The organism is Pseudomonas sp. ICMP 460 (assembly GCF_002723595.1).
Classification (GTDB): domain Bacteria; phylum Pseudomonadota; class Gammaproteobacteria; order Pseudomonadales; family Pseudomonadaceae; genus Aquipseudomonas; species Aquipseudomonas kitaguniensis.
On the sequence record NZ_LKBR01000011.1, the window covers coordinates 96112 to 121288 of the forward strand.

Genomic DNA, 25177 nt, shown 5'->3' on the forward strand with positions numbered 1-25177 from the left:
ACACCGCAATCGCGAGCAAGCCCGCTCCCACATAAGCTGCATACATTTCCGGATATTTCGAAATTTAACTTTCTTTCCCCACGGTAAATATTGCATGGTTGTACGACGACTCAAATCGTCGCATCCGCCCTAACAACAATAAGGAAACACCCATGCCAAACGTCAAAGTATTGATCGGCTTTCTCTGCCTGTTCTCAAGCTACGTCGCCGCTGCGCCTGCCACGGCTGAAAAGGATGTCGCTCAAGCCGTCGACCACCTGACCCAAGCGATGCTGCACCTGGACCTCAAGCAACTGCATGCCTTGACCGCCGACTCGCTGACCTACGGCCATTCCAGCGGCAAAGTGCAGAACAAGGCGCAATTTATCGCCGACCTCGAAACCCACACCAGCACCTTCAAAACCCTCGAAATGCAGAACCAGACCATCACCCTGAGTGGCGACACCGCCCTGGTGCGCAACCACTTTCACGCCCTGGCGGTGAACAGCGGCGTCGAAGTGCCCACCGACATTGATAACTTCCAGGTCTGGCAGAAACAAAAAGGCAAGTGGCTGCTGATCGGGCGTCAGGCTTACAAGTACTGATGAGTGTGGGTGAGCCGTTGTGGTCGGCTCACCCGTGCAGCACTGTGCGCACTTTTACCAGTGCCTCACGCAACGCCGCGGTACTGACCGAGCCCAACGCCAGGCGCAGTGCATGCGGCACATGCGCGGAGACGGCAAACGGCTCGGCGGTGGAGACCGAAACACCTTCGCGTTGTAGCGTCATGGCGACCTGATCGGCGCGCGCATCCTCGCCCAGCGGCAACCACAGAAAATACGATGACGGGTGGCTGATGTAATTGACGCCTTTGAGTACCTGCGCGGCCAAGGCTTGCCGCGCCTGGGCATCTTGGCGTTTCTGCGCTTCAAGTTGCGCGACCGTGCCGTCTTCGATCCAGGCCACGGCGATCGCGCTCATCACTCCGGGTACGTTCCAGGCAGTGGCCATAATGGTGCGTTCCAGGGCTTTTACCCACACCTCTGGCGCCGCCACAAAACCAACGCGCAAGCCGGTGGCGACACTCTTGGAAAGACCGCCGACGTAAACCGTTCGCTCAGGCGCGATTGTCGCCAGTGGCGGGGGCGCATCCTCAACCAGAAACGCGTAGGCCGCGTCCTCGATAATCAGCAGGTGATGGTGGCGCGCGATGCCTGCCAACTGCTCGCGTTGCGCCAAACTCATCACCCAACCCAGCGGGTTGTGCAAGGTCGGAATACTGTACACGGCACGCACCGGGCGCTGACGACACAGACGTTGCAGGAATGCCAGGTCCGGGCCATACGGGGTGACCGGGATCGCGACAATTTCCAGGTGCAGGGTTTCGGCCAGCACCTTGAACCCCGAATACGTCAGTGCGTCGACGGCAATAACATCACCCGGTTTTAGCAACGCCATCATGGTCACCGCCAACCCGTGCTGAGCGCCGTTGACCACCAGCACCTGTTCGGCCTCGACCCCAAGCCCCCGGCTCAACAGATGCCGCGCGAACGCGGCGCGCTCATGCAGGCGGCCGGCATGGGGCTGGTAACGCAGCAGTGCTTCGAGGTCACCCGACAGCGCCAGTTGGCGTAAAGCGCTGCGTAACAGCTCGGCCTGGCCCGGCAACGAAGGGTAATTGAAGTTGAGATCGAGCAAGCCCTTCGCGACGCTCATCTGCCCGCTGCCCTGCCCCGGCGGCAACCAAATTTCGCGCACAAAGGTGCCCCGGCCGGTCTCGCCACTCACCAGGCCCATGGCCTCAAGCTCGCTGTAGACACGGCTGGCGGTGGCGAGCGCCAAGCCGTGGTCGGCGGCCAGTTGCCGATGCGTGGGCAGGCGCGTGCCGGGCGCCAGCTTGGCGCTGCGAATGTCCTCGGCAAAGGTGTCGACCAGCGACTTATAGCGAGCGCGCGGCATAGGCGATGTATCCATGACAATTTTTTGATTGTCTTGATTTTCAACTCTAGGATGGCCTCAGTGCAAGCCCCGCCAGCGATTACCTTATCGAGCCTGTCCGCATGAAACGTACCTCAGCACTCAATACTCTGGACAGCAGCACACAGGGTTGGATCAACGGCTTTATCGGCGTGGTGATTTTCAGTGGTTCATTGCCGGCCACGCGCCTGGCGGTGATGGAATTTGACCCGGTGTTCCTGACCATGCTCCGCGCCACCCTCGCCGCCCTGTTGGGCCTTTGCCTACTGCGGCTGTTTAAAGCGCAATGCCCGGCGCGCACTCAATGGATACCGCTGGCGATGGTTGCCCTCGGCGTGGTGATCGGTTTTCCGCTGCTGACCGCGCTGGCGCTGCAATCTGTGACCTCCGCGCACTCCATCGTATTTATCGGCCTGCTGCCCTTGGCCACGGCCGTATTCGGCGTAGCGCGTGGCGGCGAGCGCCCGCGCGCGGTGTTCTGGTTGTTTTCGATGCTCGGCAGCCTGCTGGTGATGGGCTACGCCTTCGCTCAGGGCTTGAGCGCCGCGCCCGCCGGTGACGTGCTCATGCTGTTGGCGGTGCTGGTGTGCGGGCTGGGGTATGCCGAAGGCGCCCGGTTGGCGCGCAACCTCGGCGGTTGGCAAGTGATCTGCTGGGCACTGCTGGTGTCGCTGCCGGTGGTAGCGCCCTTGAGCCTGATGATGGCGCCCGCGACGCTGACCGGCATCAGCCTGCCGGCGTGGCTGAGCCTGGGGTACGTGTCGCTGTTCAGCATGCTGATCGGCTTTGTGTTCTGGTATCGCGGCCTGGCCCAAGGCGGTATTGCCGCCGTCGGCCAGTTGCAATTGCTGCAACCGTTCTTCGGCCTGGCGCTGGCCGCGGGCCTGCTGCATGAACACGTCAGCCTCGGCATGCTGCTGGTGACAGTTGCGGTGATCGGCTGCGTGGCCGGGGCGAAAAAGTTTGCCCGCTAGCGCTGCGGCGCGACCATCTTGAATTTGATGTTGATGTCGTTGGACACCACGCTGTTGCCCGCCCACTCGCCCTCGCCGATTTTGAACGCGTCGCGCTTGAGCACGAACTCGCCGTCGAACACACCGATGCCGCTTTGCTCCTTGAGCATCACCGCAATATTTACCGGCCGCGTAATGCCCTTGATCGTCAGGTTGCCGATGATCTGGTAGCGGTTGTCGCCCAGCGCTAAAGCACTGCTGGATTCATACACGCCGACGGGATAGGCCCCGGTGTCGAACCAGCCAGGCTGTTGCAACTGGGTATTGGCGTCCGGGCTGCCAGCATCGATGCTGGTGAGTTGGATCTTGAGCAACGCATGCGCCGCCTCGGGCTTTTGCGTGTCGAAGGCCAGGCTTCCCTCAAAGTCGCTGAAGGTGCCGTAAACCCGTTGCCCGAATTGTTGAAAGGTAAAGCTGATCTGGCTTGCCGCGCGGTTGACGTCTTTGTACTCGACAGCCCCGGCGCTGGGCAAGCAACCGCAGGCCACTGCCAGCAGAACGACGAAGGGCATTCGACGCGTCATGATTTTATTCGCCTCAGGCGTATGCTCTGCTAAATAGAGCGCTGCCAAACAGCGTAGTCGCCTCCGAACAAAAAGGATTTTGCATGCACACCCCGTCTCTGCAGGACACCGCTGCGCCCGAAGGCATCTGTTACGGCTGCGGCGGCAACAACCCGCATGGCCTGCACCTCAAAAGTCGTTGGGACACCGATGCCGTCCATGTGATTGCCGAGCATCAACCCGAGGCAAAATACAGCGGCTGGCCCGAACTGGTCTATGGTGGGCTGATCGCGATGCTGGTGGATTGTCATTCGAACTGGACCGCCATGGCCTACCACTACCGGGCCGAGCTTCGCGAACCTGGGAGTTTGCCGCGCATCGACTGCGTCACCGGCAACCTCGCTATCAAATTCATCAAACCTGCGCCCATGGGCATTACGCTGAGGCTGCGCGCGCGCGTCGAGGGCGAGGTAGGACGTAAAAGCCGGGTGGTCTGCGAGGTGTATGCGGGTGACGTGCTCACCGCGATTGGCGATTCGGTATTCGTGCGCGTCGACACCGCGCAATTGGCCGCCGCCGCGCATCGCCGCGAGGGCTGATCCTGGTCTACATTAACTGTCACCGCTAATCGAGGATTGCACCGATGACTCGTCTCACCGCGAAAGACTTTGCCCCCGAACTGCTCGAACTCTATGACGGCTACGCCCATGGCAAGATCAATCGTCGCGAATTTCTCGACCGCGCCGCACTGTTTACCTTCGGTGGCCTCACCGCCTCGGCGCTGCTGGCGGCACTGAGCCCCAATTACGCGTTGGCCGAACAGGTTAAATTTACCGACCCCGACATCGTCGCGGACTACATCACCTACCCTTCGCCGAAGGGCAATGGCAGCGTACGCGGCTACCTGGTGCGCCCGGCCAAGGCCGCCGGTAAATTGCCGGCGGTGGTGGTGGTCCACGAAAACCGTGGCCTCAACCCGTACATCGAAGACGTCGCCCGGCGCTTGGCCAAAGCCGGGTTTATCGCCCTGGCGCCGGATGGCCTCACGTCCGTCGGCGGCTACCCCGGCAACGATGAAAAAGGCGTGGAGTTGCAACAGAAGGTCGACCCCACAAAACTCATGAACGACTTCTTTGCGGCCATCGAATGGCTGATGCACCACGACAGCAGCACCGGCAAAGTCGGGATCACCGGCTTCTGCTACGGCGGCGGCGTGACCAATGCGGCGGCGGTGGCTTATCCGGAATTGGCCGCGGCGGTGTCGTTCTATGGGCGTCAGCCCGAAGCCAAAGACGTGCCGCGCATCAAGGCGCCGATCATGTTGCACTTCGGCGAGCTGGACACGCGTATCAATGAAGGGTGGCCGCCGTATGAGAAGGCGTTGAAGGCCGCCGGCACTACGTATGAAGCGTATATCTACAAGGGCGCCAACCACGGTTTCCACAATGACTCGACGCCGCGTTATGACGAGGCGGCGGCGAATCTGGCGTGGGAGCGCACGCTGGGCTGGTTCCACAAATACCTGGCCTAGGCACACGTTGAGCGCTCATCACCTGAGGCTCAGTGTTCCAGTGCGTAGCGGCGGCAATGGTTGAGGTAACCCTGCTCGTGGCTGCCGACCAATTGCACCACGCTGGTCCATAACCAGGAAGGCGCGTCCAGTTGCCTGGAGCGGTTTTCCTGGAGCACGCCCATCCACGCCTTGCGGGTTGCGCGGTCCATCTGCCGGGCGTGGGCGATGCCGACCACGCGTGCCAGGTAACCGGCCGCGTGCATCGCGTCGATCTCGCTTAATTCATCCAGCTCCAGCTTCATGTCCTGAGGCAGCAGTTCGCGGATGAAAAAACCGTGATCGAGAAAACGTGTCGCCAACATGCGCTCACCCAAGCCCGGGGACAGCTGGCGCGCACCTTCGACGACGCGCCGCGCGTTGTCGCGCGGCATCTTTGCCCGCGCTGAACGCGGTGCGGCGGCGCCCACCGCTTCCTTGATATCGATCAGGCAATATTCCTGATCGTCCTTGTCGCCAACGCCCAGCAGGGCCGCGTAACGCAACAGGCCGAGGGAACTGCAGCCCTTGACCCAATAAGCCGAGTCGAGCAGTTCGACTTTGGCGTCTTTGGGGCGGCCTTTGAGTGAGGTCACCAACTGGTGCAGGTCTTCAGAAGCGCACAGCGTTGCAAGGGCGCTCTTTTCTGCGCGTGACAACGACCAGAAATGCTTGCCCAACGGAATTGTCGGCCGGGCACTTTCGATACGCTCGCGGGCGAGGTTTTTCCAGGTTCGCTCTACCGAACTGCGCATGCCCGCCTTGACCTGCGACGGGCGCGGCGGTGCTTCGTCGGGTTTGTCTTTAAACGCTTGCGCGTAGCCCAGCATCATTTCTTCAAGCATGCGCGCGGTGGTCACACCGGGCAAATCCGAACCGCGCGCGGCGGTCGCCAACGACAAGGCCAGGCGCACCAGGTCATGCGCCGGGTTACCGATCACCGTTTGGTCGAGGTCGCGGATATGCATGTCGATGCGGCCATTGTTGTCGCCGGTGGGACCAAGGTTGCCCGCGTGGCAATCGCCGCAGATCCAGATCGCCGGGCCATGCGGCAGCCGCCGACCCGATTGGCTGTGCAGCCATTCGTAAAACTGCACGGTGCTGCCGCGGACATAGGCGTGGGCAGAGCGCGCCATCTTTAAATTGCGCAATTGCGTGAGGTGGGGAATGCGGTCGGAGGGGCGCGGGATTTTCATGAACACACTCAATACGGGAGAAACGGTAGAACCTGGCCTCCGCGCAAATGTTTCATTTTGTTTCTGAATAATGACAGGACACTTCTTGCAACCAGCCCTTGAACGCCAGCATCGCTGAGGTTTCGGCCCGTGACTGCAGGCGCGTCAGCCAGTAACTGCCAGTGGTAATACCCACCGCGAACGGCTGGCGAATCACATCGGTCGCCAGTTGCCGCGAAAACATCATCGCCGGTGCCAGTGCCACGCCGACGCCTTGCAACGCGGCCTCCATCATCGAGAGCGACGAGTCGAAGACGATGTTGCGCGGTATCAAGGTGTCGGCGGGCAACCCGGCGGCCTGAAACCACAGGGTCCATTCATCGGCGCGATAGGAACGCAGCAAGGTGTGTTTCAACAGGTCGGCCGGCGTGTGCAGTTGCTCGGCAAGCGCGGGCACGCACAGCACGGTGAGCGGCGCCTCAAGCAATTGGCAGGCTTCGGTGCCGTGCCACGCGCCAGCGCCAAAGCGGATCGCGTAATCCAGGCCTTCGGCGGCAACGTCGACGCGGTTGTTGTGGGTGGACAAGCGCAGGTCGATAAACGGGTAGCGCCGCTGAAAGTCCGGCAGGCGTGGCAACAGCCAGCCGACGGCGAAGGTGCCGACAGCGCCCACCGTGAGCACTTCGCGGTAATGCCCGCCCTCGAATTGGCCCAAGGTATGCGCAATGCGGTCAAATGATTCGCGCAGCACCGGCAGCAATGTTTCGCCTTCGCGGGTCAACATCAAACCGCGTGGCAGGCGTTTGAACAAGGTGACATTGAGTTGCGCCTCAAGGCTTTTGACCTGATGACTGACGGCCGCCTGGGTCACGCACAACTCGATGGCCGCGCGGGTAAAACTCAAGTGCCGGGCCGATGCCTCGAATGCACGCAAGGCGTTGAGTGGCAGATGTGAGCGCAGCATGCGCTACCCCTAATTTTTCTAATGGCTGGTGCGAGATATGATCGTTTGCCGCACGCACAAAATCCACCTAGATTTGCCCCGCCTGCGCAGGCTTTGATCGTCGGGGATGACTCACATGGAAACCAACCAGCATGAAACATACCTATCAAAAAACCCTTATTTCAACATTACTGTTGGGTTGCGGCTATTGTGCGGCCGCCACCGACATGCGCCAGGTGGTGGGCAGCCGCGTTGAACCCTTGATGCGCCAACAGGGCATCGCCGGCCTTTCGGTCGCTGTGGTGAACCAAGGCAAGGTGCAATACTTTAACTACGGCGTGGCCTCCAGGGAAACGCAGCAACCGGTTACCGAAGACACGCTGTTTGAAGTCGGTTCGCTGAGTAAAACCTTCACCGCAACCCTGGGTGGTTACGCGCAAGCCATCGGCAAGCTCACGCTCTCGGACAAGGCCAGCCAGCACCTGCCCGCGTTGGCCGGCAGTGCTTTTGACAGCATCAGCCTGCTGCAATTGGCGACCTACACGCCAGGCGGCCTGCCGTTGCAGTTTCCCGCTACCGCCGACAGCGCGGCGACCATGCTCACCTACTACCAGCACTGGAAACCTGCGTACGCGCCCGGCACTCAGCGTCTTTATTCCAACCCAAGCATTGGCTTGTTTGGCTACCTGGCAGCGCAGAGCCTCGGCCAGCCCTTCAACGTGCTGATGGAGCAGACCCTGCTGCCGAAGCTCGGTTTAAGTAACACCTACCTCAGCGTGCCCGCGAACAAGGCCGGCCACTATGCTCAGGGCTACGACAGCCAGCAGAAGCCAGTACGCGTAAGCCCTGGCGCATTGGACGGCGAAGCGTACGGCATCAAGACCAGCACGCAGGACCTGGCCCGCTATGTGATCGCGAACCTGCACCCCGACACCCTGGAAAAGCCTCTGCAACAAGCCGTCGCCACCACTCACGCCGGCTACTACAGCGTGAATGGCATGACTCAGGGGCTGGGTTGGGAGCGTTACCCTTATCCGATCACCTTGCAGGCTTTGCTCGACGGCAATTCCACCGCAATGGCGATGCAGCCGCACACCGTTACCTGGCTGACGCCCGCCCAGCCGCAACCGGCTGACGTTTTGTATAACAAAACCGGATCAACCAGCGGTTTTGGCGCCTATGTGGCCTACGTACCGAGCAAAGACATGGGCGTCGTGATTTTGGCGAACAAAAACTACCCGAATGCCGAACGGGTGAAGGTGGCGCATGCGATCTTGAGCGCGATGGCTCCTTGAGAACCGATCGCTGCGGCTGCACGATGCGGTGGTAACTTTCTACCTCAGGCCAGGCACTGCAGATAGTAATTATCGGCAGGGCCAGGCTGAAACTGCAGTTCACTCAATACCTCCACCAACGCAGCGATGTCGTGCTCGGGGTGGTTATGCCGGATAGCTTGCAAGCGCTCCTCAAGCGTAGCGTAAGTGCCGATTATTAACGCCAGCGCGGCATCAAACACACCCGCACGACCATAGGCTTTTATCACCTGTTGTTTTTGCAGGTCTGTTTTTTTACCTTTAACTAATGGCTGACCGGCAAGAATCATTAAAATAGACTTTGGGCCGCCCTCAAGGTCCGGGGCAAATCCTTTTTTTTCGAAGTGCGGAATATGGTTAACATCACAGTAATCGTTGACATAGCGATAATACACGCCTAGTTCCAGCAGCAGGTGCTTGAGCGCCAGGTAACTGTCGTCATCCACTGGGCGCAGGCACTGACAGACTTCCAGCAACAGAACAAAAAAACCACTGGTATTAGCCTGAGCAATCAACGTGTATTCGGCCATTGTCGGCAGAATACTGCCGTTGCTGAATTTCAGATCCAAGTGCTGCCCGACGTGCAGGTATTCGAGACTCGTAAGGCAGGCCCGTAGAATATTCACATTGGACAGCTCTGCCAGACGTTGCAGGCTGGCGATGTAGCCGTACATACCCGAATTCAGAGCAATTTCAACGCCGTATTTGGCCCATACCGAAGGAAGCCCACGGCGCACAAGATCGCCGTCGAGCACATCGTCATGTATCAACGAGGCGGTATTGATAAGTTCTACGGCTTCGCAGAATACATGTGTCTGATCGGCCGGGAGTTTGTAAACAGCTGCAAGCGCACACCCGATGGCCGTACGCACTTTTTTGCCAGACACTTGTTCTTGGTAGTCAAACGCCTCACGCCATTGCGCTTCAGCCGCCTTATAATTTTTTTGCCTTGATAACACGTGTGGACCGGTCATTGCGTCAGCCTCTAGCGGGCCCGTCAGGCAAGCGCATTTACCCGCCCTAAAGGCACATGGATTAACTAGAAGTAAAAGACCGGAACTGCAGCGGACACCCCTTTACCTTAACCACTTGAATCTAGTTGACTGGCGAACAATGAGAGATTTATTTTCATGGGTTTTTATCATAGCCGTATAGCGAAAAAATATAACCTTTGGGCAATAGCTCCCTCGTTAATTCCTATACGCTCTGATCTCTCGGCGACGCCCAGACCCTTGAAATGGACCGCATTACCGTCCGACATAAATAGCCCGGGAGGCTGATATGGAAGACGTACTGATTCTGGTTGACCTGAATGACCAACCCACAGGCTTCGCTGGAAAACAGCAGGTGCATGATGAAGGCCTGCTGCACCGTGCATTCTCGATATTCATATTTGATGAGCACTCCAGGCTGCTTCTGCAACAACGGGCAGACACTAAGTATCACTCCCCGGGATTGTGGAGCAATGCATGCTGCGGTCACCCGCGCCAGGGCGAGAAAACCGCCGACGCGGCGCGGCGCCGGCTGTTCGAAGAAATGGGCCTGACCTGTGAGCTTGAGCAACACTCCACGCTGGTCTACCAGGAACAGGTTTCACCCACCATGACGGAGTATGAATACGATCATGTATTTGTAGGCCGCTGCGCCACCAACCCCATTGCCAACCCGGAAGAAGCCAAAGCCTGGCGCTGGGTGGACCCCGTGCAGTTACAGCAAGAACTGCACAACGCGCCACTGACCTTCACCATCTGGTTGCGCACACTGGTATTGCGCGCCGGGTTGACGGGCATCAAGGGGTGGGCACCTCAGCCTCGGCTGGCCGATTCGCCGCCTCTGTCAGAAAGCGCGTTTGACCTTCCAGGCTGGCTGGCTGAAGCCGATTACCCGATCAGCCCCTTTGCCGACGAAGTGCAACTTCGCACACGTCAATGGCTCAAGCGCATGGGCCTGGAAAAAACATCACATGAGACGCACCAGCAGGACATTTACGTGCCCGGCCTGTATGCCGCTTACATGTGGCCCGACGCGCCGCTGGCGCTATTGCTGATTCTGTCCGACCTTTTGGGCTGGTTCAGTTGCCAGGATGACAGCGCAGACGACGACTGCACGGACCCGCAAGCGTTGGAGCATTTGCTCCGTGGGGTCTATAGCAGTGCATTCGCAAGCTCCGCCACTGCGCAGGGTCCGCTGGCCGCTGGGCTCACCGATATTATTCGCCGTGCGGCACGCCTCGCGCCGCCACTCTGGAAAGCTCGAGCAGGCCAGCAATACGCAAATTACCTGGAACCCTGCACCACCGCTTTGATGCACCGCACTCATCACACTCAACCAGGCGTAGAAGGTTACGATAGCCTTTGGCGCAACGCAGGCGGGTTTCAGCTTTGCCTGGAATTCACTTATTGGGCGCAGAACATTTACCTGCCGTCGTCCCTCTACTACAGCCAACCCTGGCAGGAGCTGCGCCGCTTGGCGCTCAACCTGTTCAAAGCGGTGAATGATTTACTCTCGTTTCGGATAATGGAAAATCCCGATGAGGACACCTATAACGTGTTGACTCATTTGCGGCACACCCAGGGTTTATCTGCGCATGAGGCTGCTCGCGAAGTGTCGCGGCGCATTGATCAATGGGCCCATGCATTTTCGGATGCGCAGGCACAATTGCCCCATCGCCTGGCCGAGTTGGGCTATGACGAGCAAGCAGTGCACGCCGTGGTGACGTGCGCGCACGCCCTGCATAACCAATGGCGCGGCAACATTGCCTGGCACCTGGCAGTGCCGCGTTACCGGGAAATTCGCTTCAAGGGCGTTTAGCGCAAAAAAACCGCCACGCCAGCTCACTTCAGCGTAGGTGAGCAGATTGAAGTGCGCGCATTCCAGGTGGCAAGCTAGGCGGCACACGCGGTTGCCCGCGATCTGTAACGCCATTCCCAGGGAGTTGTATGCGCAAGGATTACCTGGCGTTCTTTGTTTCGCTGTTCCTGTCGCGGCTGGCGGATCAAATTTTGCTGTTCATCGTGCCACTGGTGGTGTTTCAGACCACCCAAAGTGTGTCGTGGGCCGGGCTGGCGTTTTTTGTCGAGTCGCTGCCGCGTTACCTGGCATTCCCGGTGTGCGGCGCCTTGTGCGACAAGTTTTCGCCGGTACGCATTCTGCAGATCAGCCAGCGCTACCGGGCGCTGGCGTGTGGCCTGGCGGTGGCCCTGTACGCGCTGTTCGACGGTCTGTTTTGGTTGGTCGCGCTGTCGGCGCTGTGCGGCGTGTTGACCACCCAGGGCATCATGGCCCGCGAAGTGCTGATGCCGCATATTTTCAAGCATTACACCTACGCCAAGACGCTGTCCTACTCACAAATAGCCGACCAGAGCGGGCTGGTGCTGGGGCCGCTGCTGGCAGCTCTGATGCTGCGAGTGTGGGCGTGGCACTGGGTGGTGGTGGGGGTTGCCGGATTGTTTGTGCTGGCGGACCTGGCGATGCGGGTTTGGCAGCGCAACAGCACGGTGAACCTGCACACCTTCGAACAGCATCAGGGTATCTGGCTGCAACCGCTGCGCATTGCGCTCACGCATATCCGCAACGTGGTCGAGTTGAAGCGCATCATCACGCTGGCGTTGGGTGTGAACCTGATCATCGGCGTGACGCTGGCCACTTCTGCCGCGATGGTCACCGGCCAGTTTGCTGCGGGCAACGATGCTTACGCGCTGCTGCAGGCGGCGGGCGCGCTGGTCACCATCGCCATTCTGTTTTACCTGGCACGCGCCACGTTGCCGCTGAAGGTCATGGGCGGGCTCGCATATTCGCTGATAGCCGCGGGCGCGTTGATCATGGCCATCAGCAGCCACTTATGGGCTTACACCGTGGGTTTCCTGCTGGTCAGCGGCTTCGACAAGATGTTTAACGTGTACCTGCGCAGTACCCGTCAGCGGGTGATTCCGCTGCAGGATTTTGGCAAGACCGTCGGCGTGATCACCTTGCTCAACAACCTGGCCCAGCCATTGGCTGGCTTGATGATTGCGCTGCTGGCGGCGCCGCTGGGCACGCAAACGGTGATCTTGCTGTTGAGCGCAATCACCGCGCTGCTCGGGCTGGCCGTGGCGTCAGGCTGGCACGCCACTGTGAAAACGGAACTCGGTGTCGGGTGACTCGATCAGTTCCTGTTCGGCCGCCCTGACCCGCTCAATCACCTGGGCGATGTCTTTAGCGTCACCGTACTGGTACGCCAGCTTCAAGTAACCCTGAAAGTGCCGCGCTTCGCTTTTCAGCAAACCGAAATAGAACTTGCCGAGTTCTTCGTCCAAATGCGGCACCAGTGCTTCAAAACGCTCGCAACTACGCGCTTCGATAAACGCGCCAACCACCAGCGTGTCCACCAGTTTGACCGGTTCGTGGCTGCGCACCACTTTGCGCAAACCCGAGGCATAACGGCCCGCATGCAGTTGGCGCAATTCGACTTTGCGCTTTTTGATCAGGCGCATGACTTGCTCGTGGTGCACCAGCTCTTCGCGGGCCAGGCGCGACATCATACTGATCAGGTCGACGTGCGCGTGGTACTTGGCGATCAGGCTCAGCGCGGTGCTGGCGGCCTTGAATTCGCAGTTCTTGTGGTCGATCAGCAGGGTCGGCTGATCGGCCAACGCAGCCTGTACCCAGGCGTCGGGCGTGCGGCAGCCGAGGAAGTCGTGGATTTCGGGCAGGTTCATCGGGCTCACGGGCAAGAGGGTCACAAAAGATCGCCGATTATACCGACCGCGCCGCAGACCACCAGCCACCGGCCGTGATGTGTATCAACATGCCGTCTGGCGGGCAGCAACTATAGTGATTGCAGGCACCTTCCTTTGCGTCTCTGGAGATCAGTCCATGCAAGCTATCCGCAGCATCCTCGTGGTCATCGAGCCCGAGCATCCTGAAAGCCTGGCCCTCAAGCGCGCCAAGCTGATCGCCGGGGTCACCGGCGCGCACCTGCATTTGTTGGTCTGCGACAAGCAACACGAGCATTCGGCTTTGTTGAGCCAGCTCAAGTCCGGCTTGCACGAAGCTGGCTACAGCGTGACCACGGAGCAGGCGTGGAATGACAGCCTGCATGAAACCATCATCGACGTGCAGCAAGCCGAAGGCTGTGGCCTGGTGATCAAACAGCACGTTGCCGACAGCACGTTGAAAAAGGCCTTGTTGACGCCGGCGGACTGGAAACTGCTGCGCTACTGCCCTACCCCGGTGCTGCTGGTGAAAACCTCGACGCCTTGGGCCGACAAAGTGGTGCTGGCGGCGATTGATGTGGGCAACAGCGACAGCGAACACCAGGCGCTGCACAACACCATCATCGACCACGGGTTTGATATTGCGCGCCTGGCCAAGGCGCAACTGCACGTGATCAGTGCGCATCCGTCGCCGATGCTGTCGGCGGCGGACCCGACGTTTCAGCTCAAGGAAACCATCGAGGCGCGCTATCGCGAGCAGTGCAAGGCTTTTCAGGCTGAGTTCGACGTGGATGACGCGCACCTGCACATCGAAGAAGGCCCGGCAGACGTGCTGATCCCGCATGCGGCGCATCAATGGCAGGCAGCGCTGACCATCATCGGCACCGTGGCGCGCACCGGGCTTTCGGGGGCACTGATTGGTAACACCGCGGAAGTGATACTCGATGCGGTGGAAAGCGACGTGCTGGTGCTCAAGCCACAGGCCTTGATGGATCACCTTGAAGAGCTGGCCACCAAGGCCTGACTCAAGAATTTCAAACCATCAAAAAAGTGCTGTCAGCCAGCAAACCCCGCCCTCCCAAACACTGGAGATCACTGTGGCAGGGGGCTTGCTCCCGATGGCGGTGGGTCAGCCCATTTATCTGCAGCTGACGCACCGCCATCGCGAGCAAGCCCGCTCCCACAGTTTTGATCTGTGTTGTCAGGCAGCAAAAGCATCCCTCAGAAAACCCGGCTCAATTCAGTGGCGGCAATGTCCAGTCACCAAACCCTGCTTTCCCAAACATTGGAGGTCACTGTGGCAGGGGGCTTGCTCCCACAGTTTTGATCTGTGTTGTCAGGCAGTAAAAGCATCCCTCAGAAAACCCGGCTCGATTCAGTGGCGGCGATGCCCAGTCACAAAACCCTGCTCTCCCAAACACTGGAGGTCACTGTGGGAGGGGGCTTGCTACCACAGTGTTGATCTGTGTTGTCAGGCAGTAAAAGCATTCCTCAGGAAACCCGGCTCGATTCAGTGGCGGCAATGCCCAATCACAAAACCCCGCCCTCACAAACATTGGAGGTCACTGTGGGAGGGGGCTTGCTCCCGATGGCGGTAGGTCAGTCGGCGAACGCATCCCTGAGGAAACCGGGGGCGATGTAGCGTTGGTAGTGCGCTTCGGAGAGGATGAAAAACTCCCGGTCGATGGCGTCGCGCAGTTCCGGCAATGCCCAGTCACGAAACTCCGGCAGCAGGACCATGCCGTAGGCTTCCAAATTGGAAATCACTCGCGCGCCGCGCGCGATCAATTGGTACGCCCAGCAGTACTCGGACTGGTGCGGCACGAAGCGGATCTTGCGTTGCTCCAGTTGCCCGCGCAGGGTTTTGGGGTCGAAGACTTCCAGTTTACCGGCCATCACCTGCACCAACAATTGCTCAAGCCGGAGCCAGACCGCGCGTTTTTCCTCTTCGTTATAACCATTCCACTGGATGACCTCGTGGTGAAACCGCTTGCAGCCGCGGCACACAAGATCGCCGTAAACCGTGGAGCACAGGCCGACGCAGGGGGTTTTGATGGTGTGGCTGGACATGGGCAATGACACGCAAATCAGCGAAACAGTGCGCCATGTTAGCCCTTTGTCTAAGGTTGATCACCCAGCAAACTTGGTTAGGCAACTTACCTTTAAATTTTTTTTGCCGTAGAATCATCCGGCCTTGTAAGGCGCCAATAATCCGCTGGAAGCTGTTTTCAAAGCGTCACGAGCACAGTCGTTCCTTCAGAACGGTGTTGGCGCGGGCATGACCCGGTAGGTCAAACCCGCGCCAACCCTCATCAGCACCGTTCTGCAGGCGTAAAACTTTGAAAGCAGCTTCTGTGAGAAATGCCGGCAGCGCTGGCTTTGCGGCCCAAAAAGCCCCGAGCGCACGCGTGCCGATCATTTCTGGATGAGCGTCCCGTGGGACCACTGATGAGGGTAATAACTGTGCTTGAAGCCTACCGCAAACATATCGAAGAGCGTGCAGCACTGGGTATCGTTCCCCAGCCGCTTAACGCCGAACAAACCGCAGGCCTGGTCGAGCTGCTGAAAAATCCCCCGGCTGGCGAAGAAGAATTCCTCGTTGACCTGATCACCAACCGCATTCCACCAGGCGTTGACGAAGCTGCCTACGTCAAGGCCGGTTTCCTGTCTGCCCTGGCCAAGGGCGAAGCCACTTCCCCCCTGATCGACAAAAAACGCGCTGTTGAACTGCTCGGCACCATGCAAGGCGGCTACAACATCGTGACGTTGGTCGAGCTGCTGGACGACGCTACGCTTGCGCCTGTCGCTGCCGCCCAACTCAAGCACACCCTGCTGATGTTCGACGCGTTCCACGACGTGGCCGAAAAAGCCAAGAACGGCAACCCGCATGCCAAAGCCGTGATCCAGTCCTGGGCTGACGGCGAGTGGTTCAAGAACCGCCCAACCCTGGCCGACAAGATCAGCCTGCGCGTGTTCAAGGTCACCGGCGAAACCAACACCGACGACCTCTCCCCTGCGCCTGATGCCTGGTCGCGCCCGGACATCCCGCTGCACGCCCTGGCCATGCTGAAAATGGCCCGTGAAGGCATCGTGCCGGACGAGCAAGGCAAAACTGGCCCGATGAAGCAGATCGAAGAGATGCGCGGCCAGGGTTTCCCGATTGCCTACGTCGGTGACGTGGTCGGTACCGGTTCGTCGCGCAAGTCGGCAACCAACTCGGTGCTGTGGTTCTTCGGCGACGACGTACCTTACGTGCCGAACAAGCGCGCCGGTGGCTTCTGCTTCGGCAGCAAGATCGCTCCAATCTTCTACAACACCATGGAAGATGCTGGCGCACTGCCAATCGAATTCGACGTCACCAACATGAACATGGGCGACGTAATCGACCTGTACCCGCATGCTGGCAAAGTCTGCAAGCACGGCACCGATGAAGTGCTGACCACCTTCGAAATGAAGACCCCGGTGCTGTTGGACGAAGTCCGCGCTGGCGGCCGTATCCCGCTGATCATCGGCCGTGGCCTGACTGAAAAAGCGCGTACCGAGCTGGGCCTGCCACCTTCGACCCTGTTCAAACTGCCGGAAGCTCCGGCTGAAAGCGACAAGGGCTTTACCCTGGCGCAGAAAATGGTTGGCCGTGCGTGCGGCCTCGAAGAAGGCAAAGGCGTTCGTCCTGGCACCTACTGCGAACCGAAAATGACCACCGTGGGCTCGCAGGACACCACCGGTCCGATGACCCGTGATGAACTCAAAGACCTGGCGTGCCTGGGCTTCTCGACCGACCTGGTGATGCAGTCTTTCTGCCACACCGCGGCCTATCCAAAGCCGATCGACGTGACCACCCACCACACGCTGCCTGACTTCATCATGACCCGTGGCGGCGTATCGCTGCGTCCGGGCGACGGCATCATTCACAGCTGGTTGAACCGCATGCTGCTGCCGGACACCGTCGGCACCGGTGGTGACTCGCACACCCGTTTCCCGATGGGCATCTCGTTCCCGGCCGGTTCCGGTCTGGTCGCGTTCGCCGCAGCCACTGGCGTCATGCCACTGGACATGCCGGAATCGATCCTGGTGCGCTTCAAAGGCAAAATGCAACCTGGCATCACCCTGCGTGACCTGGTGCATGCCATCCCTTACTACGCGATTCAGGCTGGCCTGCTGACCGTAGAGAAAAAGGGCAAGAAGAACGCCTTCTCCGGCCGCATCCTTGAAATCGAAGGCCTGAACGACCTGACGCTGGAACAAGCGTTCGAGCTGTCTGACGCCTCGGCCGAACGTTCGGCTGCCGGTTGCACCATCAAACTGTCGAAAGCCTCCGTTACCGAGTACCTGAACTCCAACATCACCCTGCTGCGCTGGATGATCGGCGAAGGCTACGGCGATGCACGTACCCTGGAACGTCGCGCCCAAGCGATGGAAGCCTGGGTTGCCAACCCGGAGCTGATGGAAGCCGATGCCGACGCGGAATACGCCGAAATCATCGAGATCGACCTGGCTGAAATCAACGAGCCAATCCTCTGCGCACCGAACGACCCGGACGATGCCCGTCTGTTGTCCAGCGTTGCCGGCGAGAAGATCGACGAAGTGTTCATCGGCTCGTGCATGACCAACATCGGTCACTTCCGCGCTGCCGGCAAGTTGCTGGAGCAGGTCAAGGGCAAGCTGCCAACGCGTCTGTGGCTGTCGCCGCCGACCAAGATGGACGCTCACCAACTGACCGAAGAAGGCTACTACGGCATCTACGGCAAAGCTGGCGCGCGCATGGAAATGCCGGGCTGCTCGCTGTGCATGGGTAACCAGGCACGTGTAGAGCCGAACTCGACCGTGGTGTCGACGTCGACGCGGAACTTCCCGAACCGTCTGGGTGATGGCGCGAACGTCTACCTCGCCTCGGCTGAGCTGGCGGCGGTCGCCTCCACGCTGGGTCGCCTGCCGACCGTCGAAGAGTACATGGGTTACGCAGCGAAACTGGACACCATGGCCAGTGACGTCTACCGCTACCTGAACTTCGACCAGATCGCCGAGTTCCGTAAAATCGCAGCAAGCGCCAACATTCCGGTGATTCAAGCCTAAGCTGTGTTGATGTAACAAATGAGAGGGGGCTTGCTCCCGATTGCAGTGGGTCAGTCAATAACTTCAGTGACTGATTCACCGCTATCGGGAGCAAGCCCCCTCTCACGTTGGCTCAAGCAATAAACGAATACACCAGCGCAGTAATCGCCACCAACCCCACCGCCGTCACGAACACGTTCGACGCCTGCCCACGGTACTTGGCCATCGCCGGCACCTTGCGGATCGCGTACATCGGCATCAAGAACAAAATCGACGCGATAATCGGACCGCCCATGGTTTCGATCATCCCCAGAATGCTCGGGTTCAACGTCGCCACCGCCCAGCACACCACCAGCATAAACGCAGCCGTCATGCGGTCCAGCACCTTGGCGGCCGGACGCCGCCCCGTCTTCAACACCAACCCTTTAAGACCTTCACTGGCGCCGATGTAATGGCCGAGGAACGACTTGGCAATCGCCACAAACGCAATCAACGGCGCGGCGAACGCAATGGTCGGGTTATCAAAATGGTTGGCCAGGTACGACAGGATCGACAGGTTCTGCGCTTTCGCTTCAGCCAACTGCGCCGGAGACAGGGTCAGCACGCAGCTGAACACGAAGAACAGCACCATCACCACCATCAGTAAGTGCGCGCGTGACAGAATTTGCGAACTGCGCTCATCGGCATGCACGCCGTACTGGCGCTTCTGGTCCACCGCAAACGCGGAAATAATCGGCGAGTGGTTGAACGAGAACACCATCACCGGAATCGCCAGCCACAGCGTGCTAAGCAACGCTGAGGGCGCCGGCACTTCAGTTGCGGTACTGAGGATGCCGCCGTTCCAGTGCGGGATCAGGTACACCGCCAAAAACAGCAACGCGACAATAAACGGATACACCATCAGGCTCATGGCCTTGACGATCACTTGCTCACCGCAGCGCACCACAGCCAGCAGGCCGAGGATCAGCACAAACGCCAGGATCGCGCGAGGCGGCGGCATGATGTGCAGTTGGTGTTCCATGAAGCTGCCCACGGTGTTGGTCAGCGCCACGCTGTAGATCAGCAGGATCGGGAAGATCGCGAAAAAGTACAGCAAGGTGATCAGTGCACCGGCCGTGAGCCCGAAGTGTTCTTCGACCACATCGGTAATGTCGGAGCCTTCACGGCCGGACAGTACGAAACGGGTCAGCCCACGGTGGGCAAAGAAGGTCATCGGGAATGCCAGCAGCGCCAGGATCACCAGCGGCCAGAAGCCTCCCAGGCCCGCGTTGATGGGTAAAAACAAAGTGCCGGCGCCAATCGCGGTGCCGAACAAACCGAGCATCCAGGTGGTGTCCTGGCGGCTCCAGCGTGTGAGGGTTGCAGGTGTCGTTGCATAGCGTTCGTCGACGCTATTGGCATGATCATTCATCCGGTCGGATCTCCGCATTTCCACAGCCGGGACGAGTCAGAAAAACCTGACAGGCAGCGCCCCGACCGTAACAGGGGCGCGATTGTCCGGGATTATCGTGAGTATGCAAAGACTTAGCTGAGGAATGGTGCTGCGGTGCAGCCTCTCAACGGCAGCTATAAACCACGCTTTTTATGGATTTTTCGCCCTCTGCCAGCGGTTTTTCAAGGCATTTTGAGGCGGTTCAACTCAAGAACTCCAGACCCCGCTGATTGATCACCGGCACGCTCTCCAGCAAGTAACGCCTGAAGTTGGCCAGTGTCGCGTTGCTGTTGCTGCGCTTCGGCCACACCAGGTAATAGCTGTCGCCCGTGCTGACGGCTTTGTTAAAGGGCAGCACCAACGCGCCCTTCACCAGTTCATCACCCACCAGCGTCAGGTCGCCCATGGACACGCCACGGCCTTGAATGGCGGCTGATATGCCCAGCTCCAACGTGTCGAAAATCTTGCCTTTCTGCCACGAAACGGCGGCGATCATGCCCACGCGTTCCAACCAACACTGCCAGTCACGCCGGTCTCGGGACGGGTGGATCAACCCGGCGGAGAACACATCTTGCGCACTCAAGTTACGCTGTTCGAGCAAGCCGGGTGAACAAACAGGGATCAGCCACTCATCAAACAGTTTAATCGACTCAAGGTCGCTGGAAAATCGCCCATTGCCTAACAGCACAGCGCAATCGAACGGTTCAATATGGAAGTTGACAAAGTCTACGTCCATCCATTCGCTGGACAACTGAACCTGCTCTTCAGTGTCCAACGTGTTGAACGTATCAAGTACCTGTAACAACCAGCGCATGGTCAAGGTAGAGGGCGCCTTGACGCGCAGTATTTTCTCCTTGCGGCTGATAGTCGTGCAGGCTTGTTCAATCAATCGAAAACCGATTTTGAGTTCCTGCGCCAACAACTTTCCGGCCTGGGTCAAATAGATTCTTGGCCCTCTGCGTTCGAATAGCGCGCAGCCAAAATGCTCTTCAAGGGTTTTCACGTGGCGGCTGACGGCACTTTGAGTAATAAAAAGATGATCAGCAGCCAATGTGAATGAACTGAAACGTGCCGCCAGCTCAAAAGCACGCAGTGCATACAGCGGCGGCAGGCGGCGTGGCGTGTGATCTAGAGCATCATGACTCATACTCATCCTTACCCATCCTTTTTTTCTGCTTTTAAAGGCAGCGAATTTGCCAAATACTTAGCGGCATAAATAAGACTTATAAAAATCGGAAAGCGGATCAGCCCTATTTCGACTACTTAATTTGTGTATCGGACGCTTATTCCTCTGCAGCCCTTACTCTAGTTAACACATAGCAGACTCCTTAAAATGCCCGATTTCGATCATATTCTGTCCCGCAGCATCACTCACACAAAACTCGACGAAACCCTTCAGTCGGCCCTCTTAAATTTTCGGTTATTTGGTAATAAAAAAGGTTACCTGCACCTCGAAAACTTACCCATTGGTGATATTCCACCCACGCCCATGGACCGTGCCACGCTGCAAAAGAATTGCACAATAAGCGAACATACAATTCTTAAAGCAACGGCTGTACTGGGTGATCCGATCGGCTATATACAAGAGTCGAACGGCGACATTATCAACAACTTTTTTCCGCAAAAAAAACACTCCAAAGACACTAACTCAGACAGCTATGACTGTGAGCTGGAGTTGCACACCGAAAACGCATTTCATACTGTTTCACCTGATTATCTGGTGCTCTTGTGCCTGCGCCAGGATCCGGCTGCCGAGGCAGCAACCTTTATCAGTTCCATCGACCGTATTCGCGACCACCTTACGCCTGACGACATCCGCTATTTCCTCGAAGAAAAATACAATTTCCTTTCGGACTATTGCATCACAGAAAAGAACTGTCGCATTGACATCAACCAAAAACAAACCGTTCTCTACGGTGATCCTGACGCTCCGTTCTTTCGCTTCGACCCTCAGTTCATGGTCGCGCGGAGCAAATCCGCGCAAATGAAGTTGGAGGTGTTGCGCAAGGCCGCCTGGCAAGTGGCGGAGCCCGTGCACATGAAGGCCGGCGACCTGCTGATTATCGACAACCGTAAAACCGCCCATGCACGCAGTGCCTTTTCGGCCAATCTGGATGGCAATGATCGCTGGATGCAGCGCACGTTCGCTGTGACCGGCTACCGCCACTACGCGCAAAAATTCGGAAAAAACCAACGCGTACTTGATCTGGTAACCAGCCGATGAACTCGTTGCACCTGACCTTTGCCCTCGCCGTATTTTTCCTGATTGCCTCTCCTGGTCCGGTGGTGGCATTGGTCATCTCCGACGCCAAACATGCCTGGCCTGCAGCCACCATCACGGGGGGTGTGGTGTCCGCCCAATTATTGCTGCTAATGACCCTGACACTCATCTATACCGCGCTGGACGTCAGCCCGGTTCTGCTGGATTGGGGCCAATTGGTCGGCGGCCTCTACTTGGCCTGGTTGGGCATAACCGCCCTGCTGCGTAAGGCCGACGGACCTGCAAGCATTCAATACAGTCAACGGCACTTTTTCTGGCGAGCCCTTAAAGTCGGTTTGTCGAACCCCAAAGACATTCTGTTTTTCCTGGCTTTCCTGCCCGGCTTCATCGAACCCGGCGGTAGCTTCCTCCAGCAGGGCCTGATACTGGCAGTGATCTGGGGCGTCATCGATGCCTCAATATTACTGGCCTACGGTGCGGTCTCCCGACAACTGTTGCCCTATAACGAGGTGCAAAAAATCATGACCAAGGCACCGGGTATTTTTCTGCTTGCGATTGGCCTGTTGTCGATTTACATGGGCACCGAAAAACTGCTGGCCGTGAAAAACGTACAACTTATTTTTAACTAGTCGTTCGCACTGATCTGTGGCTCGTGCCAATCAAACTCACCTAACCGTTCCCCCTTTCAACCCTGAAACATCCGGTGAAAATGATGAACTCACAAACGTTGTTCCCGCGTATCGGTAAGGTCATCGCCAATACAGGCAAACGTAACTTCTCGCGACTGTTGCACGATTTAATACTGACCAAATTGCCCGTGGACGCTACGCACATTACTCAACTTCGGGTAAAGAGCAGCGCGCTGTCGTCCGAGGGGGCGAACGATGCCAGTGTTGAGTGGGTAAGTCCGGCCTGCATGGATTCATTGATCGGGTCCAACTTCATGAAAACTCCGCCATTGCTCGTTGACGCTGATGAGCGCGCCATTCATCGCCGCCTCACCGACTTCTCGTCCGATGTGCCTGACCGTCGCCCGGTAGAGTTCAATTCCCAGTTGCACCTGACCTCGCGTAAAGACGAATACTGCTACATTATTTCGGTTTATCGCGAACAACAGGCGAACGATTTCTCCGCACAAGAGCAGCTAATGCTTAAGGATTTCTCGTCCCTGCTGCTGCCGTTGGTAGAGAAACACATTAATGCGATAAGTCCACAGACGCGGATCAATAAAAATCTTCCGGCTGACCTGCTTGTCCCGGAAAACCGGGACATCCATACCCTCAGGCAGCGCTTTGAAGACCGCCTGGCGCAATCGGGCCTGCACCTGTCCACGCGTGAAAAACAAATCTGCACAGGCCTTCTGTCGGGGCGCACTGCACCCGAGCTGGCTGAAGCGCTTTCGCTGAAGGTCAATACCGTCGAGAGTTACCTCAAGCGCGCGGTGATCAAAATGGGCATCAGTGGTCGGCATTCACTGATTCGCTGGATGCACGCGGCACCCGGCACTCCTTCACTGATGACGGCCTCAGCGCAACCTGATCGCCGCGTTCACTGAAATAAAGCCCGTTTCGATTACACCTGACAATGAGGCAGAACGTACTCGCGTATGCCTCATTACCCTGCGGCTGATTTTGCATCAGCAACACTAAGCGATCGTTGACCCGCCCTTTATATTCAAACTTTCATGCGTATGGCCTGGCAGCGGTCATATTTATCAGCCGTTAAAAAAACCCGCTAAAGACATAGATTTCAGGGACATCCCACGCCTGAATACATGGCGATCAAGACCTCCTTCCTACACACTAAAACACGCGTAAACGTTGGCCCTGCGGCTTAACTACCGGCTAATTAACACGCTGGCCATTTATACGTTTACACGCTCCCGTGGCTTTGTTTCATCAACTATCCAGTGCTGTTCTTTCCCACAGCCGATGAGTGCATGAATATGGAAGAGTTAAGTTATCTGAAAAAAATCGAGTCGAATGCGCGCAGCTATGCGGCGACATTCCAACGGCTGTTCGTCAGCGGCAAAGGCGTGTGGGTCAAGGATGCCCAGGGCAAGGAATACCTCGACTGCCTGGCCAACGCTGGCACCCTGGCGCTGGGGCACAACCCGCCCGCAGTGAAAGCCGCCGTAATGGACTTTCTCGGCAGCGACCAACTGCAACAAGCCCTGGACCTGGCCACACCGGCCAAGCATGCGTTTGTGCAGGAACTATTCTCCCAACTGCCGGCCAACATGCGCGACTCGAGCAAAATCCTGTTCTGCGGCCCAAGTGGTTCGGACGCCGTCGAAGCTGCAATAAAGCTCGCCCGGCATTACACCAAGCGCTCAACACTGATGGCCTTTCATGGCGGTTACCATGGCATGACGGCCGGCGCGTTGTCGGCGATGGGTAACCTCGGCCCCAAAAGCATCAATAACGTCACCACGCAGAACACCCACTTCCTGCCCTTCCCTTATCGCTTCCGCTGCCCTTTCGGCACCGACGGCAAGCAAACCGACCAACTCTCGATTGATTACATTCGCACCGTGCTGTCGGACCCGGAAGGCGGCGTCACGCGCCCGGCCGCAGTGCTCGTCGAAGTGGTGCAAGGTGAAGGCGGTTGCATTCCGGCCTCGGCCCAATGGCTGCGCGGGCTGCGAGAAATTACCCGCGAGCTGGGCATTGTGCTGATCGTTGATGAGGTGCAGACCGGCCTGGGCCGTACCGGCAGCACCTTTGCCATCGAGCACGCGGGCATCACGCCCGACATTCTGGTGCTGTCCAAGGCGATTGGCGGCGGTTACCCGCTGTCGGTGATTGTTTACGCCGAGCACCTCGACACTTGGGGGCCGGGCATGCATGCCGGCACGTTCCGGGGTAATCAGATCGCCATGGTCGCCGGTCGCGCGACCATGCGGCATATCCAGCAACACCAACTGGTTGAGCACGCTGCCGAGCGCGGCGAACAATTGAGCAATGGTTTGCGCGACATTGCCCTGCGTTATGAGCAGATCGGCGACGTACGTGGGCGCGGCCTGATGCTGGGTGTCGAGATCACCAAGCCGGGCGCCGAGGACCGACCCGGCCAAGGCGACGGTGCGCTGGCCCGGGCGATCAAGCTCAATTGCTTCGACAATGGCCTGATTATCGAAACCGGTGGCCGCCACAGCTCGGTCTTGCGCTTCCTGCCCGCGCTGACCATCAGCGCAGCCGAGGTCGGCAGCGTACTTGAACGTTTTGAAGATGCGATCAGCGCGGCAACTGAAAACCGCCTGCACGTGGTCGGCCAATCGGCCTGAGCCAACGCTACAAAAAAGCCCGCCACCGGTCACGGTTGGC

22 protein-coding genes are annotated in these 25177 nt (G+C 58.5%); 13 read left to right on the forward strand and 9 right to left on the reverse strand.

Annotation, left to right across the window (positions count from 1 at the left end; genetic code table 11):
* The first annotated feature begins 152 nt into the window (after window positions 1-152).
* A complete protein-coding gene (locus tag AO240_RS09700) occupies window positions 153-584 on the forward strand; it encodes a nuclear transport factor 2 family protein (RefSeq protein ID WP_099236357.1) in 432 nt (143 codons plus the stop codon).
* Between the two features lie 28 nt (window positions 585-612).
* Here the strand turns inward: AO240_RS09700 and AO240_RS09705 are convergent, their stop codons facing one another.
* A complete protein-coding gene (locus AO240_RS09705) occupies window positions 613-1938 on the reverse strand; it encodes a PLP-dependent aminotransferase family protein (RefSeq protein ID WP_099236358.1) in 1326 nt (441 codons plus the stop codon).
* 101 nt (window positions 1939-2039) lie between these two features.
* Between AO240_RS09705 and AO240_RS09710 the strand changes: the two genes are divergently transcribed.
* Complete coding sequence (locus AO240_RS09710) at window positions 2040-2930, forward strand: DMT family transporter (protein ID WP_099236359.1); 891 nt, start codon at window positions 2040-2042, stop codon at window positions 2928-2930.
* On the opposite strand, the gene AO240_RS09715 is transcribed toward AO240_RS09710, so the two are convergent.
* Window positions 2927-3481 carry a YceI family protein gene (locus tag AO240_RS09715; RefSeq protein ID WP_256585907.1) on the reverse strand — a complete coding sequence of 185 codons (555 nt, stop codon included), beginning with the start codon at window positions 3479-3481 and terminating at the stop codon, window positions 2927-2929. The genes AO240_RS09710 and AO240_RS09715 overlap by 4 nt on opposite strands.
* A gap of 95 nt (window positions 3482-3576) precedes the next feature.
* Here AO240_RS09715 and AO240_RS09720 point away from each other — a divergent pair, with 95 nt between their 5' ends.
* Window positions 3577-4071, forward strand: a complete 495-nt coding sequence (locus tag AO240_RS09720; protein ID WP_099236361.1) for a PaaI family thioesterase — start codon at window positions 3577-3579, stop codon at window positions 4069-4071.
* Between the two features lie 44 nt (window positions 4072-4115).
* Window positions 4116-5003 carry a YghX family hydrolase gene (gene yghX / locus AO240_RS09725; protein WP_099236362.1) on the forward strand — a complete coding sequence of 296 codons (888 nt, stop codon included), beginning with the start codon at window positions 4116-4118 and terminating at the stop codon, window positions 5001-5003.
* Window positions 5004-5032: 29 nt separating this feature from the next.
* Here yghX and AO240_RS09730 read toward each other — a convergent pair whose 3' ends face one another.
* A complete protein-coding gene (locus AO240_RS09730; RefSeq protein WP_099236363.1) occupies window positions 5033-6217 on the reverse strand; it encodes a DUF2252 domain-containing protein in 1185 nt (394 codons plus the stop codon).
* A gap of 52 nt (window positions 6218-6269) precedes the next feature.
* Window positions 6270-7160 carry a LysR substrate-binding domain-containing protein gene (locus AO240_RS09735; RefSeq protein ID WP_099236364.1) on the reverse strand — a complete coding sequence of 297 codons (891 nt, stop codon included), beginning with the start codon at window positions 7158-7160 and terminating at the stop codon, window positions 6270-6272.
* A gap of 131 nt (window positions 7161-7291) precedes the next feature.
* On the opposite strand from AO240_RS09735, the gene ampC reads away from it, so the two are divergent.
* Window positions 7292-8434, forward strand: a complete 1143-nt coding sequence (gene ampC / locus AO240_RS09740) for a class C beta-lactamase (protein WP_099236365.1) — start codon at window positions 7292-7294, stop codon at window positions 8432-8434.
* A gap of 44 nt (window positions 8435-8478) precedes the next feature.
* Here ampC and AO240_RS09745 read toward each other — a convergent pair whose 3' ends face one another.
* Complete coding sequence (locus AO240_RS09745) at window positions 8479-9426, reverse strand: polyprenyl synthetase family protein (RefSeq protein ID WP_099236366.1); 948 nt, start codon at window positions 9424-9426, stop codon at window positions 8479-8481.
* Window positions 9427-9733: 307 nt separating this feature from the next.
* Between AO240_RS09745 and idi the strand changes: the two genes are divergently transcribed.
* Both idi and AO240_RS09760 read left to right on the forward strand, forming a co-directional pair.
* Window positions 9734-11263 carry an isopentenyl-diphosphate Delta-isomerase gene (gene idi, locus AO240_RS28920; protein ID WP_256585908.1) on the forward strand — a complete coding sequence of 510 codons (1530 nt, stop codon included), beginning with the start codon at window positions 9734-9736 and terminating at the stop codon, window positions 11261-11263.
* Window positions 11264-11391: 128 nt separating this feature from the next.
* Window positions 11392-12591: an MFS transporter gene (locus AO240_RS09760; RefSeq protein ID WP_099236367.1), complete on the forward strand. Its 1200-nt coding sequence runs from the start codon at window positions 11392-11394 to the stop codon at window positions 12589-12591.
* Here the strand turns inward: AO240_RS09760 and AO240_RS09765 are convergent.
* The gene (locus AO240_RS09765; protein ID WP_099236368.1) at window positions 12547-13149 is read right to left on the reverse strand and encodes a tRNA-(ms[2]io[6]A)-hydroxylase; all 603 of its coding nucleotides are present in this window, start codon (window positions 13147-13149) and stop codon (window positions 12547-12549) included. The genes AO240_RS09760 and AO240_RS09765 overlap by 45 nt on opposite strands.
* A 157-nt stretch (window positions 13150-13306) precedes the next feature.
* On the opposite strand from AO240_RS09765, the gene AO240_RS09770 reads away from it, so the two are divergent.
* On the forward strand, window positions 13307-14170 hold the full coding sequence (locus tag AO240_RS09770; protein ID WP_099236369.1) for a universal stress protein: 864 nt from the start codon (window positions 13307-13309) through the stop codon (window positions 14168-14170).
* Between the two features lie 575 nt (window positions 14171-14745).
* Here AO240_RS09770 and AO240_RS09775 read toward each other — a convergent pair.
* Window positions 14746-15216 (reverse strand): DUF1289 domain-containing protein, encoded by a 471-nt coding sequence (locus AO240_RS09775; protein WP_099236370.1) that lies wholly within the window; start codon window positions 15214-15216, stop codon window positions 14746-14748.
* A gap of 393 nt (window positions 15217-15609) precedes the next feature.
* Here AO240_RS09775 and acnB point away from each other — a divergent pair, with 393 nt between their 5' ends.
* Window positions 15610-18219, forward strand: coding sequence for a bifunctional aconitate hydratase 2/2-methylisocitrate dehydratase (acnB, locus tag AO240_RS09780; RefSeq protein WP_099236371.1), 2610 nt, complete (start codon window positions 15610-15612; stop codon window positions 18217-18219).
* A 112-nt stretch (window positions 18220-18331) separates the two neighbouring features.
* Here the strand turns inward: acnB and AO240_RS09785 are convergent, their stop codons facing one another.
* Together AO240_RS09785 and AO240_RS09790 are read right to left on the reverse strand one after the other, a co-directional pair.
* The gene (locus tag AO240_RS09785; protein WP_099236372.1) at window positions 18332-19609 is read right to left on the reverse strand and encodes a serine/threonine transporter; all 1278 of its coding nucleotides are present in this window, start codon (window positions 19607-19609) and stop codon (window positions 18332-18334) included.
* 223 nt (window positions 19610-19832) lie between these two features.
* Window positions 19833-20783: a LysR substrate-binding domain-containing protein gene (locus AO240_RS09790; protein WP_256585909.1), complete on the reverse strand. Its 951-nt coding sequence runs from the start codon at window positions 20781-20783 to the stop codon at window positions 19833-19835.
* 180 nt (window positions 20784-20963) lie between these two features.
* Between AO240_RS09790 and AO240_RS09795 the strand changes: the two genes are divergently transcribed.
* The 4 genes from AO240_RS09795 to AO240_RS09810 all read left to right on the forward strand — a co-directional run bounded on the left by AO240_RS09795 (window position 20964) and on the right by AO240_RS09810 (window position 25137).
* Window positions 20964-21854 (forward strand): TauD/TfdA family dioxygenase, encoded by an 891-nt coding sequence (locus AO240_RS09795; protein ID WP_058411213.1) that lies wholly within the window; start codon window positions 20964-20966, stop codon window positions 21852-21854.
* Window positions 21851-22480: a LysE family translocator gene (locus AO240_RS09800; protein ID WP_099236373.1), complete on the forward strand. Its 630-nt coding sequence runs from the start codon at window positions 21851-21853 to the stop codon at window positions 22478-22480. The genes AO240_RS09795 and AO240_RS09800 overlap by 4 nt, the downstream gene beginning before the upstream one ends.
* An 83-nt stretch (window positions 22481-22563) precedes the next feature.
* A complete protein-coding gene (locus AO240_RS09805; RefSeq protein WP_241679180.1) occupies window positions 22564-23406 on the forward strand; it encodes a helix-turn-helix transcriptional regulator in 843 nt (280 codons plus the stop codon).
* 390 nt (window positions 23407-23796) lie between these two features.
* Complete coding sequence (locus AO240_RS09810; RefSeq protein ID WP_099236374.1) at window positions 23797-25137, forward strand: diaminobutyrate--2-oxoglutarate transaminase family protein; 1341 nt, start codon at window positions 23797-23799, stop codon at window positions 25135-25137.
* The last annotated feature ends 40 nt before the right edge of the window (window positions 25138-25177 follow it).

Coding starts and splice junctions, on each gene's coding strand:
- AO240_RS09700 (WP_099236357.1), top strand. CDS start 153: ATGCCAAACGTCAAAGTATTGATCGGCTTTCTCTGCCTGTTCTCAAGC.
- AO240_RS09705 (WP_099236358.1), bottom strand. CDS start 1,938: ATGCCGCGCGCTCGCTATAAGTCGCTGGTCGACACCTTTGCCGAGGAC.
- AO240_RS09710 (WP_099236359.1), top strand. CDS start 2,040: ATGAAACGTACCTCAGCACTCAATACTCTGGACAGCAGCACACAGGGT.
- AO240_RS09715 (WP_256585907.1), bottom strand. CDS start 3,481: ATGCCCTTCGTCGTTCTGCTGGCAGTGGCCTGCGGTTGCTTGCCCAGC.
- AO240_RS09720 (WP_099236361.1), top strand. CDS start 3,577: ATGCACACCCCGTCTCTGCAGGACACCGCTGCGCCCGAAGGCATCTGT.
- yghX (WP_099236362.1), top strand. CDS start 4,116: ATGACTCGTCTCACCGCGAAAGACTTTGCCCCCGAACTGCTCGAACTC.
- AO240_RS09730 (WP_099236363.1), bottom strand. CDS start 6,217: ATGAAAATCCCGCGCCCCTCCGACCGCATTCCCCACCTCACGCAATTG.
- AO240_RS09735 (WP_099236364.1), bottom strand. CDS start 7,160: ATGCTGCGCTCACATCTGCCACTCAACGCCTTGCGTGCATTCGAGGCA.
- ampC (WP_099236365.1), top strand. CDS start 7,292: ATGAAACATACCTATCAAAAAACCCTTATTTCAACATTACTGTTGGGT.
- AO240_RS09745 (WP_099236366.1), bottom strand. CDS start 9,426: ATGACCGGTCCACACGTGTTATCAAGGCAAAAAAATTATAAGGCGGCT.
- idi (WP_256585908.1), top strand. CDS start 9,734: ATGGAAGACGTACTGATTCTGGTTGACCTGAATGACCAACCCACAGGC.
- AO240_RS09760 (WP_099236367.1), top strand. CDS start 11,392: ATGCGCAAGGATTACCTGGCGTTCTTTGTTTCGCTGTTCCTGTCGCGG.
- AO240_RS09765 (WP_099236368.1), bottom strand. CDS start 13,149: ATGAACCTGCCCGAAATCCACGACTTCCTCGGCTGCCGCACGCCCGAC.
- AO240_RS09770 (WP_099236369.1), top strand. CDS start 13,307: ATGCAAGCTATCCGCAGCATCCTCGTGGTCATCGAGCCCGAGCATCCT.
- AO240_RS09775 (WP_099236370.1), bottom strand. CDS start 15,216: ATGTCCAGCCACACCATCAAAACCCCCTGCGTCGGCCTGTGCTCCACG.
- AO240_RS09785 (WP_099236372.1), bottom strand. CDS start 19,609: ATGAATGATCATGCCAATAGCGTCGACGAACGCTATGCAACGACACCT.
- AO240_RS09790 (WP_256585909.1), bottom strand. CDS start 20,783: ATGAGTATGAGTCATGATGCTCTAGATCACACGCCACGCCGCCTGCCG.
- AO240_RS09795 (WP_058411213.1), top strand. CDS start 20,964: ATGCCCGATTTCGATCATATTCTGTCCCGCAGCATCACTCACACAAAA.
- AO240_RS09800 (WP_099236373.1), top strand. CDS start 21,851: ATGAACTCGTTGCACCTGACCTTTGCCCTCGCCGTATTTTTCCTGATT.
- AO240_RS09805 (WP_241679180.1), top strand. CDS start 22,564: ATGAACTCACAAACGTTGTTCCCGCGTATCGGTAAGGTCATCGCCAAT.
- AO240_RS09810 (WP_099236374.1), top strand. CDS start 23,797: ATGGAAGAGTTAAGTTATCTGAAAAAAATCGAGTCGAATGCGCGCAGC.